The sequence below is a fragment of the Serratia sp. FGI94 genome, from assembly GCF_000330865.1.
Taxonomy (GTDB): domain Bacteria; phylum Pseudomonadota; class Gammaproteobacteria; order Enterobacterales; family Enterobacteriaceae; genus Serratia_B; species Serratia_B rubidaea.
In genome coordinates this window covers 4557212-4573261 of the sequence record NC_020064.1, presented here as the reverse complement: position 1 = coordinate 4573261, position 16050 = coordinate 4557212, and the positions used below count along the sequence as shown (strand labels likewise).

Sequence of the window (16050 nt, the reverse complement as noted above, 5' to 3'; positions counted from 1 at the left end):
GCCCCTGACGTTACGCCTTCAGTTGATAGACCACCGTGGTACAGGCTTTCCCTTCCGGGCAGCTTTTACAGGCGCCGCTCAGGCAGCCGCTGCCATCCACAATGCGGCGTTCCGCTTTCCCCAATGCAATCAGACGATCCAGCATGGCCTGCACCAGCGGCAGCGGTGCGTTCAACTGTTGGCTGAGCTGCTGCGCCTGGGCGCTGCCGCAGAGCGCCAGCGCGTCGCGCACCTGCAGCAGGTTGGCCATCAGTGGCATGCCTTCTGTGAAGACTGGCAGCAGTCGCCTGCCGCAGCGCCGCTGCGCAGCCGTACGGTCACGCGGCTGCGGGCCTTGCGCAGGCCGATCAACACCAGCAGGTTGGCTACCACCACCGCCGCGATGCACAGCAGACTGTACTGCGGGTGCTGGCTGAAGGTGGCAAGCTGGTAAAACAGCGTCGCCAGCGAATAGGCGATGTTCAGCCCCCACAGAATGGAGAAGGTCATCCAGCCGCGGCTGGATTCACGGGCGATGGCCCCCATCACCGAGACGCACGGCACGTACAACAGCACAAAAATCAGATAGCTGTAGGCGGAAACCGGCGTGCCGAACTTGCTGCTCATGGTGCCCATTGAACTGACGCCCATTTCACCGTCGCCTTTGCTGGCCTCGATCGGGTTGGACAGCACGCTGAGGCTGAAGGTGTCTTTCAGCCCCTGCCAGGTTTCCTGCAGCGCCGCTTGCAGCTCATCCAGCAGGTTGAAGCTTTCGGCGTCAAATTCCTGGCTGGTAATGTGTTCGGCGGTGTACAGCGTGTTCAGCGTCCCTACCACCACCTCTTTGGCCATCGCGCCGGTCACCAGCCCGACGGTGGCCTGCCAGTTGTCGCTGTGTACGCCCATCGGCTGCAGCAGCGGCGTCAGCACTTTGGAGACCGAGGCCAGCGCGGAATCATTGATGCTGTCCACCGGCTTGCCGCTGAAGGAGAAGCTGTTCAGGCCGCCGATAAAAATGCTGGCGATGACGATCACCTTCCCGGCGCGCAGCACGAAGCCTTTCAGCCGCTGCCAGGTTTGCAGCAGCAGGCTTTTCAGGTGCGGCACGTGATACACCGGCAGCTCCATCACGAACGGCGAGGCTTCGCCGCGCATGATGGTGTATTTCAGCACCAGACCGGTGAGGATCGCCACCAGGATACCCAGCAGATACAGGGAGAACACCACGCCGGCGCCGTGCTGGCCGAAGAACGCCGCGGCGAACACGGCAAAGATCGCCAGCCGGGCGCCGCAGGACATAAACGGCGCCATCATGATGGTAATCAGCCTCTCGCGCTGCGCGTCCAGGGTGCGGGTGCCCATAATCGACGGTACGTTGCAGCCAAACCCGACGATCAGCGGCACAAAGGATTTGCCCGGCAGCCCCAACGCCTGCATCAGCCGGTCCATCACGAACGCGGCGCGCGCCATATAGCCTGAATCCTCAAGGAATGACAGGAACAGGTACATCATGCCGATCTGCGGCACCAGCGGCAGCACGGTGTTGATACCGCCGCCGACGCCCTGCGCCAGAAAGACCGTCAGCCACTCCGGGGCGTGCAGGGTATAGCCGAGCCATTGAATGCCCTGAATAAACAGGGCGGCCGAGCCGAGATCGAAAATCGGCTGCAGCGCGCCGCCGATATTGATGGCCAGCAGAAACATCAGGTACATCACCAGCAGAAAAATCGGTACGCCCAGCCAGCGGTTGAGGATCACCTTATCCAGCAGGTCGGTCAGCCGGTTTGGCCGCGCCTGCTGCGAATTGCTGACGCTGTCGCAGATGGCGGCGATGGACTGGTAGCGCGCATCGGCAATCACCAGCGCCGGGTCTTCCTGCTGTTGCCGCTCCAGCGACTGCCGGGCCGCCGGCAGCAGCGCGGCGGCGTCGCCCGCCAGCTGGTGGCTGTAAATATCGCCCTCCAGCATCTGCAGCGCCAGCCAGCGGCGCTGGCCGTCCGGCAGCGTCTCGGGCATCGCGGCACTGAGCGCGTCGACTTCCTGCAGCAGCAGCGGCGGATAGTTAACCAGCGCGGTGAGCTGGTTGCACTGGTGATTGTCGATCATCTGCTTCAGCACGCCGATGCCGTCGGCTTTGGTCGAGACCATCGGCACCACCGGGCAGCCGAGGCGCGCCGACAGGGCGGCGACGTCGATGGCGATCTGCTGGCTGCGGGCGATATCCAACATGTTCAGCGCCAGAATGCAGGGAATGCCCAGCTCAAGCAGCTGCAGCGTCAGGTAGAGGTTGCGTTCAAGGTTGGAGGCGTCGACCACGTTGATCAGCAGGTCGGCGTCGCCGCTGAGAATGTAATGGCAGGCGATCTGCTCATCCAGCGAGGTCTGTTCGGAGATGGTGGTCAGCGAGTAAGTACCGGGCAGATCGACCAGCGTTACCTGCGACTGCGGCGTGGTGAACTGGCCTTCCTTACGTTCCACCGTTACCCCCGCCCAGTTGCCGACCCGCTGACGGGCGCCGGTAAGCTGATTAAACAGCGTGGTTTTCCCTGAATTCGGATTGCCGATTAGGCCAATGGTGAGTTTTTTCATCGTTATTTTTTATGCCGCATATAGAGTGTCGACGACGGCCCGGCGTTACGGCTGCGCTTCAAGCGCCAGCAGGGCGAGATCTTTTTTGCGCAATACTAGGCTGACGCGCCGGGTTTTTATTTCTATCGGGTCGCCGAGCGGGGCCACGCGAATCACGTCGAACGACGAACCGGGCAACATGCCGAGCGATAGCAGTTTTTGTCGATAAGCCGGGCTGATTTCAGGAGAAAAACCGGCGATCTTATAAGAGCGTTTGGGCTGTAGATGCATATGACCTGCTTGATTTTTCTGGACGCGTGGGGCGTGACGCCAACGCGTCGTAATCGTATGCGGCGGCTGCCGATACCGCTTCAGGTCGCTGCCGACAAGGGATAAACACGTACAAGAATAATAGTGAGAATCATTCTCTAATTCAATTCGAATTGTGTGGATATTAGTAACGATTCGTTATCGGCGCGTCTGCGCGATGCCGTACTTGTATCACTCAGCCAACGGCGCGGCAAATGAGGAGAATTCGTTAAATTTATTAAATAGTGGCGTCTGTTTTTTCTTATTTGAGAACGGCGTGATCCTGGCCGGCAGATATTCCGCTGCTTTTGCTACATCGGTGAAATTATTATTAACACGGACCGACGTCACCCGCGCGGCTAACGCCTTGTACCAGGGCGAAAATAGGCATTATGAAAGAGAAATGTTAATAAAAGTGTGAATAAGAACGCGTTGCACTGCGTAAAGAAGCGAAAGAGAGCGGCCGGCAGCAAGCGGCGAAAAAATAGCGCCGGGGTTGCGGCAGGTCAAAAAAATGCGGATTTAAAGCAGGCGGAGCCGGGCGGCTCCGCCTGAGAGCTTGCGACGGTTAGCGTTTTTTGCCGAAGGCCGCCGCCAGCGCATCGCCCATGGCGCTATTGCCGGCCGGGGCGTTGTTGCGCGCTTTCGGACGCTGAGCCTGCTGGCGCGATGCGTTATCGCGCGCCGGCGCGGAACCGCCGCGGCGCGGCGAACCTTCCCCCGGCTGCTCGTCCAGACGCATGCTCAGCGCAATGCGCTTACGCTGCAGATCCACTTCCATCACCTTCACCTTGACGATATCGCCGGCTTTCACCACGGTATGCGGATCTTCGACGAACTTGTCGGCCAGTGAAGAGATGTGCACCAGACCATCCTGATGGACGCCGATATCGACGAAGGCGCCAAAGTTGGTCACGTTGGTCACCGAGCCTTCCAGGATCATCCCCGGCTGCAGGTCGTTCAGCGTTTCCACACCGTCGGCGAAGGTGGCGGTTTTGAACTCGGGACGCGGGTCGCGACCCGGTTTTTCCAACTCTTTCAGAATGTCGGTCACGGTCGGTACGCCGAACTGCTCGTCGGTAAAGTCGCTGGCCTTCAGGCCGCGCACCGCGCTCGGGTTGCCCATCAGATCCTGCAGCGCCTGCTGGGTGGCGGCCAGAATGCGCTCTACCACCGGATAGGTTTCCGGGTGTACGGTCGAGGCGTCCAGCGGGTTGTCGCCGTGGTTGATGCGCAGGAAGCCGGCGCACTGTTCAAAGGCTTTCGGCCCCAGGCGGCTGACTTTAAGCAGCTGTGCGCGGTTGTTGAAGCGGCCGTTTTCATCACGCCAGTTAACGATGTTCTGCGCCATGATGCGCGTCAGGCCGGCGACGCGGGTCAGCAGCGGCACCGAGGCGGTGTTCAGGTCGACGCCGACGGCGTTTACGCAGTCCTCAACCACCGAATCCAGCTTCTTCGCCAGCTGGCTTTGGCTGACGTCGTGCTGATACTGACCGACGCCAATGGATTTCGGTTCGATCTTCACCAGCTCCGCCAGCGGATCCTGCAGACGACGGGCGATGGACACCGCGCCGCGCAGCGACACGTCGAGGTTCGGGAACTCCAGCGCCGCCAGTTCGGACGCGGAGTAGACCGATGCGCCGGCTTCGCTGACGATCACCTTCTGCGCCTTGACCGCCGGGAACTGTTTTTGCAGTTCGGCGAAGAAGCGCTCGGTTTCACGGGAGGCGGTGCCGTTGCCGATCGCCACCAGTTCGACGTTATGTTTGGTGCACAGCGCGGCGACCGCGGCGGCGGCCTTGGCGGCCTGACCGGTGTGTGGGTAAACGGTATCGGTGGCCACCAGTTTGCCGGTGGCGTCGACCACTGCCACTTTCACCCCGGTGCGCAGGCCCGGATCGAGCCCCATGGTGGCGCGCATGCCGGCCGGCGCCGCCATCAGCAGATCGTGCAGGTTGCGGGCAAACACGTTGATGGCTTCATCTTCGGCGCGTTCGCGCACCGTGCCCATCAGTTCGGTTTCCAGGTGCAGCAGCACCTTGATGCGCCAGGTCCAGTTGACCACCGCTTTGCGCCAGGCGTCCGCCGGCGCGTTGTTCAGCCGCAGGTCCAGGTGGCTGATGATGATCTGTTCCGCCTGGCTTTCACGCGGCGCTTCGTCGAACTGCGGGTCGGCATTCAGCGACAGCTGCAGGATGCCTTCGTTGCGGCCGCGGAACATCGCCAGCGCGCGGTGCGATGGCACCTGGGCGATAGGTTCGTGATGGTCGAAGTAGTCGCGGAATTTTGCGCCTTCCTCTTCTTTACCTTCCACCACTTTGGCCACCAGATGGGCGTTCTTCCACAGGTAGTTACGCACTTTGGCCAGCAGCGCGGCGTCTTCGGCAAAGCGCTCCATCAGGATGTAGCGTGCGCCGTCCAGCGCCGCTTTTACGTCCGCCACGCCTTTATCGGCGTCGACAAAGCCTTCCGCCAGCTGTTCCGGCTGCTGTTGCGGATCCTGCCACAGCGTATCGGCCAGCGGCTCCAGACCGGCCTCAATGGCGATCTGGCCGCGGGTGCGGCGCTTCGGCTTGTAGGGCAGGTACAGGTCTTCGAGTTCGGTTTTGCTCAGCGTGGCGTTGATCGCGCCCGCCAGTTCGTCGCTCAGCTTGCCCTGTTCTTCAATGGATTTGAGGATGGTCTGGCGGCGGTCTTCCAGTTCACGCAGATAACCCAGGCGGGTTTCCAGCTGGCGCAGTTGGGTGTCGTCCAGGCCCCCGGTGACTTCCTTACGATAGCGTGCGATAAACGGCACGGTATTACCTTCATCCAGCAGGCGGATTGCGGAGTCAACTTGCTCCGGACGCGCCTGCAGCTCTGTTGCAATAATGCGGCTCAGTGGCTCATTCATAAGTCTGGTATCTGTTAGGAACGGTGAGTAAACAGGGGACAGTTATACGTACTGCCGGTGAAAAATGCCAGCGCGCCGGGCCTGTGCGGCACGGCCGCTGCGCCGGTAGCGCAGGGCGGCACTGGCGTGAGGCAAGGTTCGGAATAGGCTGAAATTTATTTAACGTATTCAATCTGATTGACGTACCACAGCGCTTCGCCGAGCGGCGTGTTGACGGTAACGGCGTCGCCGACCTCTTTTTTCAGCAGGGCGCGCGCCATCGGCGCGTCGATGGAGATATAGTCTTTACGGCCGAAAATCTCATCGTAGCCCACAATGCGGAAGCGCTTGGTGTCGCCGTCGTCGTTTTCCACCTCAACCCAGGCGCCGAAGAAGACTTTACCTTCCTGCTGTGGCGAGTAGTCGACGATTTTCAGCTGCTCCAGGCATTTGGTCAGGTAGCGCACCCGGCGGTCGATCTCCCGCAGCCGCTTCTTGTTGTACTGATAGTCGGCGTTTTCACTGCGATCGCCGAGGCTGGCCGCCCAGGTGACCTTCTTGGTCACCTCCGGCCGCTCTTCGCGCCACAGGTAATCCAGCTCTTGTTTAAGTTTGTTATAACCTTCGCGGGTTATTAATTGAGTTCTCATCGTTATCCACCTTAATGGATCGGTCATGGGATTTTATCACGTGGATTTTCGCATAACCCGGTGTATGACGGGCATTTTATCGCAATGTGATATGCTGCGCTGCCGTACGGATCGCGACGGAGAGCGGAGGCTTTTCTCACCGGCCGGGCGACGAAAACAGTTGATAAATGGGCAAAAGAATAAGCTTTGTAACAATTTCGGCTAGAATATATACCATTAATCGCTGTCCGAGATGACAGGGTTTTTTAACAATATTCGCATCAGGCAATACAGCCTTTGGGAGTAATACAATGCAAGAGAATCATAAGATTCTGGTCGTTGATGACGACATGCGTCTGCGTGCGCTATTGGAACGCTATTTAACCGAGCAGGGCTTTCAGGTGCGCAGCGTGGCGAACGCCGAACAGATGGATCGCCTGCTGACGCGGGAATCGTTCCACCTGATGGTGCTGGACCTGATGCTGCCGGGGGAAGACGGTCTGTCTATCTGCCGCCGCCTGCGCAGCCAGAGCAACCCGATGCCGATCATCATGGTGACCGCCAAGGGCGAAGAAGTGGACCGTATCGTCGGGCTGGAAATCGGCGCCGATGATTACATTCCAAAACCGTTCAACCCGCGTGAACTGCTGGCGCGCATCCGCGCGGTGCTGCGCCGTCAGGCCAATGAACTGCCGGGCGCGCCGTCGCAGGAAGAGGCGGTGATCGCCTTTGGCAAATTCAAGCTGAACCTCGGCACCCGCGAGATGTTCCGCGAAGACGAGCCGATGCCGCTGACCAGCGGTGAGTTTGCGGTGCTGAAGGCGCTGGTGAGCCACCCGCGTGAACCGCTGTCGCGCGATAAGCTGATGAATCTGGCGCGCGGCCGTGAATACAGCGCCATGGAGCGTTCCATCGACGTGCAGATCTCGCGCCTGCGTCGCATGGTGGAAGAAGATCCCGCCCATCCTCGCTATATCCAGACCGTTTGGGGCCTGGGCTATGTCTTTGTACCGGACGGCAGTAAGGCATGAGGCGATTGCGCTTTTCACCGCGTAGCTCGTTTGCCCGAACCCTGTTATTGATCGTCACCTTGCTGTTCGTCAGCCTGGTGACGACCTATCTGGTGGTGCTGAACTTCGCCATCCTGCCCAGTCTGCAGCAGTTTAATAAGGTCCTGGCGTACGAAGTGCGTATGCTGATGACCGATCGGCTGCAGCTGGAAGACGGCACGTTGCTGGAAGTGCCGCCGGCGTTCCGTCGGGAAATCTATCGTGAGCTGGGGATCTCGCTGTATACCAATGCCGCCGCGGAAGAGAGCGGGCTGCGTTGGGCGCAGCACTATGAGTTCCTCAGCCAGCAGATGGCGCGTCAGCTGGGCGGCCCGACCGACGTGCGCGTCGAGGTTAACAAGAATACGCCGGTGGTCTGGCTGAAGACCTGGCTGTCGCCGGATATCTGGGTGCGCGTGCCGCTGACCGAGATTCATCAGGGCGATTTCTCACCGCTGTTCCGCTATACGCTGGCGATCATGCTGCTGGCGATCGGCGGCGCCTGGCTGTTTATCCGTATTCAGAACCGGCCGCTGGTCGAGCTGGAGCACGCGGCGCTGCAGGTCGGCAAAGGCAATATTCCGCCGCCGCTGCGTGAATACGGCGCGTCGGAAGTGCGTTCGGTAACGCGCGCGTTTAATCAGATGACCTCGGGCGTCAAGCAACTGTCGGACGACCGCACCTTGCTGATGGCCGGCGTCAGCCACGATTTGCGTACGCCGCTGACGCGCATCCGTCTGGCGACGGAGATGATGGGCGCCGAGGACGGTTATCTGGCGGAGTCGATCAATAAAGATATCGAAGAATGTAACGATATTATCGAACAGTTTATCGATTACCTGCGTACCGGCCAGGAGATGCAGACGGAGCTGTGCGACCTTAACGCCATTTTGGGCGAGGTGATCGCGGCGGAAAGCGGCTATGAGCGGGAAATTGACGCCAGTCTGGCACCGGGCGAGCTGTTGATGAATGTGCATCCGCTGTCGATCAAGCGTGCGGTGGTCAATATGGTGGTCAACGCGGCGCGTTACGGCAATGGCTGGATAAAGGTCAGCAGCGGCAGTGAGCTGCAGCGCGGCTGGTTCCAGGTGGAAGATGACGGCCCGGGCATTAAACCGGAAGAGCTGAAGCATTTGCTGCAGCCGTTTGTGCGCGGCGACAGCGCGCGCAGCACCAGCGGCACCGGCCTGGGGCTGGCGATTGTGCAGCGCATTATTGACGGCCACGCCGGCGCGCTGGAGTTTGGCGTCAGCGAGCGCGGCGGTTTGCGCATGCGCGCCTACATTCCGCTGCCGATCGCCACCCGCGATGCATCCAACGGCAATGGCGGGCTGCCGAAAGAGAAGGCCTGACCCATCCTGTGCAAGGGCGCGTCATGGCGCCCTTCAGGATTTTCGGCTCATCACGTAGTATTCGGCCGCGTCTTCATGCAGGCGTTGCCCCGCGGGCACCTGCCAGGGGTCAATCAGTTCGATGCCGCAGTGGAGAAAATCTTTGGTATTGCGCGTGGCCAGCGTGGCACCGTACTGCAGACAGGTGGCGGCGATCTGCGCGTCCGGCGCGCTCATCGGCGTGCCCTGGCGCTGGTTCCTGCCGATCAGTTCCGCGTACTGCATGGCGCACAGGGCGTCAAACGGCAAAATCTGCTCATCAAAGTTAATCTGAATCGCCTCCGCCAGCCTGAGCCTTAGCGCCTGCTGGCGTTTGCCGTCCGGCATGCAGGCTACGCCGCTAAACAGTTCGGCGACGACGATGGCGCTGAGGTACAGCTCGCTATTGTCTTTTTCGTTCAGCCAACTGATGACGTTGTAATGCGGTGTAGGGCGCAGCGTTTCTGCGATCACGTTGGTATCGAGAATAATCATGCCTGGTCGTCATCATCGTCGAAGGTGACACGGCGCGGCGGCACGGCATCGCGTGGCGGGATCGCCAGTTCTACGCCGCCGAATTCGGCGAAGTGCTGATGCATCCAGCTGCCCAGCCCGTAGCGCGCCGGCTTTTTCATCAGCGCCTGTTTTAAGATCATGCGCGCCTCCTCTTCCATGGAATGGCCATTTTTAGCTGCCGAAATACGCAACAGCTCTTTGACTTCGTCGTCAAGATTTCTGACGGTAATGGTAGCCATTGAACCCTCCTTTGTTGTCAATGATTGCAATGATGTCATTGTCTCACTCGGTTGTTTATTAAACAACCGGCGCGCATAAAAAAGGCGCGGAAGCCGCGCCTGAGGTTGATGACAAAATCGCCTGATAGCCCGAGATACCCGGGCCTAGCGTAACGAGGGGCGCTCCGGCGGCTGGCGCCGCTACGACCCCATCGTCACGCTCTCCCTAATAACACGCTTTGTCAGCAGTCTGAGGCGCGGAAGCCGCGCCTTGAGTATGAGCTAAAGAGAGTCTTACAGTTTTGGACCGGCGCTGACCAGGGCTGCCCCGGCCGGCGTATCGGTGTATTTATCAAAGTTGGTGATAAAGCGCTGCGCCAGATCCTGCGCTTTCTCTTCCCACTGCGCTTCGTTCTGGTAGGTGGCGCGCGGGTCAAGGATGGCAGGGTCTACGCCAGGCAGCGCCGTTGGCACCGCCAGATCGAAGATCGGCAGGGTAATGGTTTCCGCCTGGTCGATTTCGCCGCTGAGAATGGCGTCGATAATGCCGCGCGTATCCTTGATGGAGATACGTTTGCCGCTGCCGTTCCAGCCGGTGTTCACCAGATAGGCCTGCGCGCCGGCGGCCTGCATGCGTTTCACCAGCACTTCGGCGTACTGCGTCGGGTGCAGCGACAGGAAGGCGGCGCCGAAGCAGGAAGAGAAGGTCGGCGTCGGTTCGGTGATACCACGCTCGGTACCGGCCAGTTTGGCGGTGAAGCCGGACAGGAAGTGGTACTGGGTCTGGTCGGCGGTCAGGCGCGACACCGGCGGCAGCACGCCAAAGGCGTCGGCGGTCAGGAAGATCACCTTGGTGGCGTGGCCCGCTTTGGATACCGGCTTGACGATGTTCTGGATATGGTAAATCGGGTAGGAAACGCGGGTGTTTTCGGTTTTCGAACCGTCATTGAAATCGATGCTGCCGTCGGCCAGTACGGTGACGTTTTCCAGCAGCGCATCGCGCTTGATGGCGTGGTAGATATCCGGTTCGGCTTCTTCGGACAGCTTGATGGTTTTGGCGTAGCAGCCGCCTTCGAAGTTGAACACGCCGTCGTCGTCCCAGCCGTGCTCGTCATCGCCGATCAGCTGGCGTTTCGGGTCGGTGGACAGCGTGGTCTTACCGGTGCCGGACAGGCCGAAGAAGACCGCCACGTCGCCTTTTTCGCCGACGTTGGCCGAGCAGTGCATGGAGGCGATGCCCTTCAGTGGCAGCAGGTAGTTCATGATGGAGAACATACCCTTTTTCATTTCGCCGCCGTACCAGGTGCCGCCGATCAGCTGCATGCGCTCCGTCAGGTTGAAGGCGACGAAGTTTTCCGAGTTCAGGCCCTGCTGCTGCCAGTTTGGATTGGTGCATTTGGCGCCGTTCATCACCACGAAGTCCGGCTCAAAGTCTGCCAGTTCTTCATTGCTCGGGCGGATAAACATGTTTTTTACGAAGTGTGCCTGCCAGGCGACTTCGGTGATAAAGCGCACTTTCAGGCGGGAGTCGGCGTTGGCGCCGCAAAAAGTATCAACCACGAACAGGCGTTTACCGGAGAGTTGCTGGGTCACCAGCTGTTTCAGCTCGCCCCAGACTTCCGGGCTGAGTGGTTTGTTGTCATTTTTGCCTTTCCCCTGATCGGCCCACCACACGGTATCGCGGGTAACGTCATCACGGACAATGTATTTGTCCTTCGGGGAACGGCCGGTAAAGATCCCGGTATCGACGGCTACCGCACCCAGGTTAGTCACCACGCCGCGCTCGTAGCCCGTTAAGGAAGGGTCGGTTTCTTCTTTAAACAGGAGGTCATAGCTTGGGTTGTAGACGATCTCGCCGGCGTCGTGGATCCCGTAGGCGGCCAGATCCTGAGGGGTTATACCTTTAGCACACATGTCACTACTCCTTGGTCACAGCATTTTTGCGGCCAATTGTAGGTATTTACTAGTGTGTAACCGCGACAGATATCAAATATTTAACGTTTTAAACTAATTTTAGTTACGAATTGAGAGATAGCACACGGAAAAAAGCAAACGTGCAAACGGGAAGGGCTGACGGGGCCGTTTTGGCCCCGTCAGGATAGGGTCATACTTAGTGTAACTGGTTGCTTTCGCCGGTATTACCGGCGTACAGCGCGGCGACGTCCATCGCGTCAAACACGTAGTGGCTGCCGCAATAATCGCAGTGCATGTCGATGTTGCCGTCCTGTTCCAGCATAGTGGCCACTTCGTCAGTGGCCAGCGTCAGCAGCGCGTCGGCGCAGCGCTGGCGCGAGCAGGTGCAGCGGAACACCACCGGCTGCGGTTCATACAGCGTCACCTCTTCCTGATGGTACAGGCGGTACAGCACCTCATTGGCCGGCAGGGTGAACAGCTCTTCGTTCTTGATGGTGGCGGTCAGCTGCACCAGATGATCGAAATCATCGGCGTTTTGCTCATCCTGCGCCGGCAGCACCTGCAGCAGCATACCGCCGGCGGCCGGCTGGCCGTCGGCCTCGCCGGTGCGGATAAACAGGCGGGTCGGCAGCTGTTCCGACTGGCGGAAGTAATTTTCCAGGCACTCGGCCAGCGTTTCGCCTTCCAGCGCCACGACGCCCTGATAGCGCTCGCCTTCGGCCGGGGTAATGGTGATAACCATCACGCCGTTGCCGATCATCTGCTGCAGCGTGCTGCCTTCGGCAATATCGCCCTGCAGACGCGCAACGCCGCGCATTTCCTGCTGGTTGTTGCCGTTGATCACCGCCAGCTTCAGCGGGCCGTCGCCCTGCAGCTGCACAGTAATGTCGCCGTTGAATTTCAGCGTGGCCGTCAGCAGGCTGGTGGCAACCAGCATTTCACCCAGCAGCGCCTGCACCGGGGCAGGGTAGTCGTGGTTGTCCAGGATGTGCCGGTAGGTGTCGCTGAGGGTAACCAGCTCACCGCGCACCGCGTAGTTCTCGAACAGGTAACGGTGTAATTGGTCATGATTAGACATAGTTTTCTCTCTGTGAGGCGAGGGGTTATTCCGACTCGCCAAATTTAAATTTAATCAGGGTACGCCGCTCTTTTTTGTCCGGACGGCGGTCCGGATGCGGCATGCTCAGGGCGTTCAGTTTGCGCGCCTGCGCCATCTGTTCCCGGTTGGCGACGCTGGCCGCCGTTTCCTCATACATCAGCTGCGCTTCGCTGGCGCCGCGCCGCTGGCCGCTAAGCGCCAGCACGACCACCGTGCGTTCCTCATTGCCCTGACGCAGCTTGATCTCCGCGTTCAGCTCGACGTTTTTACTGGGTTTACTGCGCTGGCCGTTATAGTGCACTTTACCGCCGTCGATCATCTCGCGCGCTAGCGCGCGGGTTTTATAAAACCGCGCGGCCCACAGCCACTTGTCCAGACGGACGGCTGCCTCGCTGGTCGTTTTTGCTTTCATCCTGGCTCCCGTGCCAGCGCCGGTATCAACTGACGGTAATCGCGCATGGACGGATGACGCTGGAAAGTTTTTTCCGCCATGCTGGAATCCGGATTTTGTACGCCGAGGCAATAGCGAATGCCGAACCGGCGCGCGGCGTCCAGAATCGGTTCGCCGTCATCCACGAACAGCGTACGCTGCGGGTCAAAGCCGATGCGTTGCTGCACCGCCTGCCACAGACGCTGATCTTCCTTCGGATATCCAAATGTGTGGGTGGAAAGTAATAAATCAAGGTGCTGGTCGAGCCCGGTATGCGCAATTTTTACCGCCAGACTGTGCGGATGCGCATTGGTCAGCAGGATGGCCTGGCGGCCGGAGTCGCGCAGCGCCTGCAGAAACGGAGCGGTATCATCGCGCAGACGGGCGCGGGAGCCGGCTTCGCTGGTCATGGCGTAAATATCCAGATCCAGCCGCGAGCTCCAGTAATCAAAGCAGTACCAGTTCATGGTGTGCTGTACCGCGGCATACTCGGCGTCAATGATTTGACGCGCCTGGTCGAACGAAATATCGCGCTGGGCACTCAGCGCCTGCGGCACCCGCTGCAGCCAAAAGTGGCTGTCGAACTCCAGATCGAGCAGGGTGCCGTCCATATCCAGCAAAACGGTATCTATATTGCGCCAATCAAATTCAGGAACCATAAATACTCCGGCAGCAGGCTGGTCACTCAGGGGGAAAACGGTGTTTCCGCCCGCCGCAACGGCGGGGAAGGGCGGAGATATAGGGTTAGGGTAGCATAAGCGGATGACAAGACGTGAGAACGGGCCGCTGATGCCGGCCCGCCCGGTTAGTCTTTGGAATGCAGCGGCACGGGCGTCAGCTGTGGGTTAAAGCAGCTTTCATAATAGCTCTGAATGTCGGCTAGCCGGCGACGGTTCATGCGCTGACGCTGGATCAGGCGGAACGTATTGTAACCCAGGCCGATCGTCACCCCGATCAGCAGCAGGCTGGTGCCGAGGTAGCGCCACAGCGTGATGATGTCCGGCTCGCTGTGCAGTGCGATATGGCGGGTGCCGTTGGCGTCGGTGCTGAGGCTGGTGATGACGCCCTGCGCTTCGAACGGCGTATGCAGCAAAACGCTGGTCATCCGCTTCAGCGTATTCCACTGCTCCAGCGCATTGTCTTCATTCGGCGATGCCGCCGGCTGCAGCGTATGGTTCACCAGCTGTTTACCCTCATCGCTGGAAATCAGGAAGCCGCCCGGCGGCGGGCTGTTCAGCGCTGCCGCCGCCTGGCGCGTTTCCTGATAGACGAAGGAGGAGGTGGCGGATTTGGTCAGCCGCTCAAGAGATTCGGCGCTGACCGGGCGCAGCAGGACGTTGACGCCGTCCAGCGAGCCGGAGCGCGCGCGTTTAACCAGGCTGTTCCAGTCTTTGCCGTTGCCGAGGTTCACCAGAGCGTTTTTCAGCCGTACGCAGTCGTTGCTCTCGCCGCACAGGTCGCGGGTCTTCAGCACGATGTCGGAAAAATCATCCAGCAGAATCATGCCGGACTTTTCAATGGCGCTGGCCAGCTGCGGGTTGATTTTCTGGTCGCTGCCGCTGGGGTGCAGCTGGCTGTTGACCGTGGCGAGCAGCGCCGAGGCCTTATCGATAATGTCCGATTCCGGCTGTGGCAGCGGCGCGGCGGTGTTCCAGTAAATGCCGGAGCAGTCGAACGGCATAAAGCCGGCCGCTGACGCATTGAGCGGCGTCGGCGGCACATAGCACATGCCGCTGCCCTGAATTTTCAGGCTGTCGCCAATATGCAGAGGAATACGTTCCAGCGCTTGTACGCTGCTGACTTCGGTGCGCTGTGCGCCCTGCAGCCAGGCGACGCTGAGTTTGAGCGGCAGGCCCAGCGGGATGTAGCTCAGCAGCATGATCAGCACCAGCAGCGAGCTGGCGATCAGCACGGCGTTTTTCCCCCAGTGCTGCAGCGGGAAGTGCTTCATTTCGTCGTGCAGCGACAGATAACGCCCCTGACGCACCACCTGGCGGTTAAGGTAGATATCGACGTCGGTGGGCTGCCCCAGGTCCGCGCTGACGAACGACTGCCAGTGCGCAGGGTAGGCCAGATCGACGGTGCCGAGCGAGATGTTGCTGATGTGCCCCTGGCCGGATTCGCCAAACAGCCCCCAGCGCTTTGGCGTGCCGCGCAGGCAATGAATCTCTTTCAGTTCATGATCGGCCGGGCGGCGGAACAGGTTCCAGCAGCCCCAAGCGATCATCAGCACCGCGACGAAAATCATCCACGGCACCACCAGCACGGGGCTGATCAGGCTGAAAAACAGCAGCAGCAGGGCGGCGGAAATGATGCCGGCTTCCTTCAGGCCGCTGGGCCGGTTGAGCATATGTTCTTCCGGCGTTTCCTTACGGATATTCAGCAGTTCGACGTGCTCGCTCTCCTCCTTGCGGATCGAGGCGTTACGCGCCGGTTCGGCGCCGACGACCGGCGGCAGCGGCCGATCGTTGATATGGTCGGTGAGCGAGTGGCCGTTGAGGGAGATCACCAGCGGCAGCGTTTGCGTCTTGATGATTTCCACATGGTTGTCGGCGCTGATGTACTGTTCCCAGAACGGCGGCAGGTGCACCTCTTCAGAGTCCAGGTAGTAGCGCCATTTATTGGGCTCATCGCTGGCAAGGCCGTAACGGGTAATGGCGTGGGTGACCGGGTAGACGTTGTCGCTTTGCGGGGTCAGGGTCAGCCTGGTGGCGGACAGGGGCGAACTGCCGGGCAGCAGTTTATTGCCCAGCCGGTTTTGCTGACCGAGGTAGTGCTCGACCGCCGCACGCTCTTCCGACGTCAGTTTGCGGTGCGTCGGCTTGAGAAAGGGCAGTGAACGGGCCAGTACCGGCCGGTTACGAGCTTTAAACCAAAAATACAGGCCAGCGATGATCAGACAGGCAAGCACTAAGGCCAATATCAACACTATTGTGCTCATGCTATCCCCATATTACGCCGTGACTCCCATCAACCTGATGATAAAGTTGCCTATTATATGCAGTAAATCAGAGTGAGGCATCCGCAGCGCCGGGTAAAACGAAAAAACGCGCGGTTAAACAAGCCCCAAGCTTGCACGATGATAGCAAGCTGTGGC

The 16050-nt window shown here is 59.8% G+C and carries 14 protein-coding genes; 2 read left to right on the top strand and 12 right to left on the bottom strand.

Annotation, left to right across the window (positions count from 1 at the left end; genetic code table 11):
- Positions 1-10 precede the first annotated feature (10 nt).
- From D781_RS20935 to greB, 5 genes are all read right to left on the bottom strand, one after another.
- Positions 11-250 carry a FeoC-like transcriptional regulator gene (locus D781_RS20935; RefSeq protein ID WP_015962218.1) on the bottom strand — a complete coding sequence of 80 codons (240 nt, stop codon included), beginning with the start codon at positions 248-250 and terminating at the stop codon, positions 11-13.
- Positions 250-2568 carry a Fe(2+) transporter permease subunit FeoB gene (gene feoB / locus D781_RS20930; protein WP_015962217.1) on the bottom strand — a complete coding sequence of 773 codons (2319 nt, stop codon included), beginning with the start codon at positions 2566-2568 and terminating at the stop codon, positions 250-252. Before feoB ends, D781_RS20935 begins: the two co-directional genes overlap by 1 nt.
- A gap of 45 nt (positions 2569-2613) precedes the next feature.
- Entirely contained in the window at positions 2614-2838 is a 225-nt protein-coding gene (feoA, locus tag D781_RS20925; RefSeq protein ID WP_015962216.1) for a ferrous iron transporter A, read from the bottom strand.
- A gap of 586 nt (positions 2839-3424) precedes the next feature.
- The gene (locus D781_RS20920; protein WP_015962215.1) at positions 3425-5749 is read right to left on the bottom strand and encodes a Tex family protein; all 2325 of its coding nucleotides are present in this window, start codon (positions 5747-5749) and stop codon (positions 3425-3427) included.
- Between the two features lie 155 nt (positions 5750-5904).
- Positions 5905-6378 (bottom strand): transcription elongation factor GreB, encoded by a 474-nt coding sequence (gene greB / locus D781_RS20915; RefSeq protein WP_015962214.1) that lies wholly within the window; start codon positions 6376-6378, stop codon positions 5905-5907.
- A 290-nt stretch (positions 6379-6668) separates the two neighbouring features.
- Between greB and ompR the strand changes: the two genes are divergently transcribed.
- Both ompR and envZ read left to right on the top strand, forming a co-directional pair.
- A complete protein-coding gene (gene ompR, locus D781_RS20910; protein ID WP_004709363.1) occupies positions 6669-7388 on the top strand; it encodes a two-component system response regulator OmpR in 720 nt (239 codons plus the stop codon).
- On the top strand, positions 7385-8758 hold the full coding sequence (envZ, locus tag D781_RS20905; RefSeq protein WP_015962213.1) for a two-component system sensor histidine kinase EnvZ: 1374 nt from the start codon (positions 7385-7387) through the stop codon (positions 8756-8758). The genes ompR and envZ overlap by 4 nt, the downstream gene beginning before the upstream one ends.
- 33 nt (positions 8759-8791) lie before the next feature.
- Here the strand turns inward: envZ and D781_RS20900 are convergent, their stop codons facing one another.
- From D781_RS20900 to D781_RS20870, 7 genes are all read right to left on the bottom strand, one after another.
- Positions 8792-9271 (bottom strand): type II toxin-antitoxin system VapC family toxin, encoded by a 480-nt coding sequence (locus D781_RS20900; protein ID WP_015962212.1) that lies wholly within the window; start codon positions 9269-9271, stop codon positions 8792-8794.
- Positions 9268-9531 (bottom strand): plasmid stability protein, encoded by a 264-nt coding sequence (locus D781_RS20895; RefSeq protein WP_015962211.1) that lies wholly within the window; start codon positions 9529-9531, stop codon positions 9268-9270. Before D781_RS20895 ends, D781_RS20900 begins: the two co-directional genes overlap by 4 nt.
- A gap of 273 nt (positions 9532-9804) precedes the next feature.
- The gene (gene pckA / locus D781_RS20890) at positions 9805-11424 is read right to left on the bottom strand and encodes a phosphoenolpyruvate carboxykinase (ATP) (RefSeq protein ID WP_015962210.1); all 1620 of its coding nucleotides are present in this window, start codon (positions 11422-11424) and stop codon (positions 9805-9807) included.
- 196 nt (positions 11425-11620) lie between these two features.
- Positions 11621-12502 (bottom strand): Hsp33 family molecular chaperone HslO, encoded by an 882-nt coding sequence (hslO, locus tag D781_RS20885; RefSeq protein ID WP_015962209.1) that lies wholly within the window; start codon positions 12500-12502, stop codon positions 11621-11623.
- Between the two features lie 25 nt (positions 12503-12527).
- Positions 12528-12935 (bottom strand): ribosome-associated heat shock protein Hsp15, encoded by a 408-nt coding sequence (hslR, locus tag D781_RS20880; protein ID WP_015962208.1) that lies wholly within the window; start codon positions 12933-12935, stop codon positions 12528-12530.
- The gene (gene yrfG, locus D781_RS20875; RefSeq protein WP_015962207.1) at positions 12932-13612 is read right to left on the bottom strand and encodes a GMP/IMP nucleotidase; all 681 of its coding nucleotides are present in this window, start codon (positions 13610-13612) and stop codon (positions 12932-12934) included. Before yrfG ends, hslR begins: the two co-directional genes overlap by 4 nt.
- A gap of 146 nt (positions 13613-13758) precedes the next feature.
- Positions 13759-15894, bottom strand: a complete 2136-nt coding sequence (locus tag D781_RS20870) for an intracellular growth attenuator family protein (protein WP_015962206.1) — start codon at positions 15892-15894, stop codon at positions 13759-13761.
- Positions 15895-16050 lie beyond the last annotated feature (156 nt).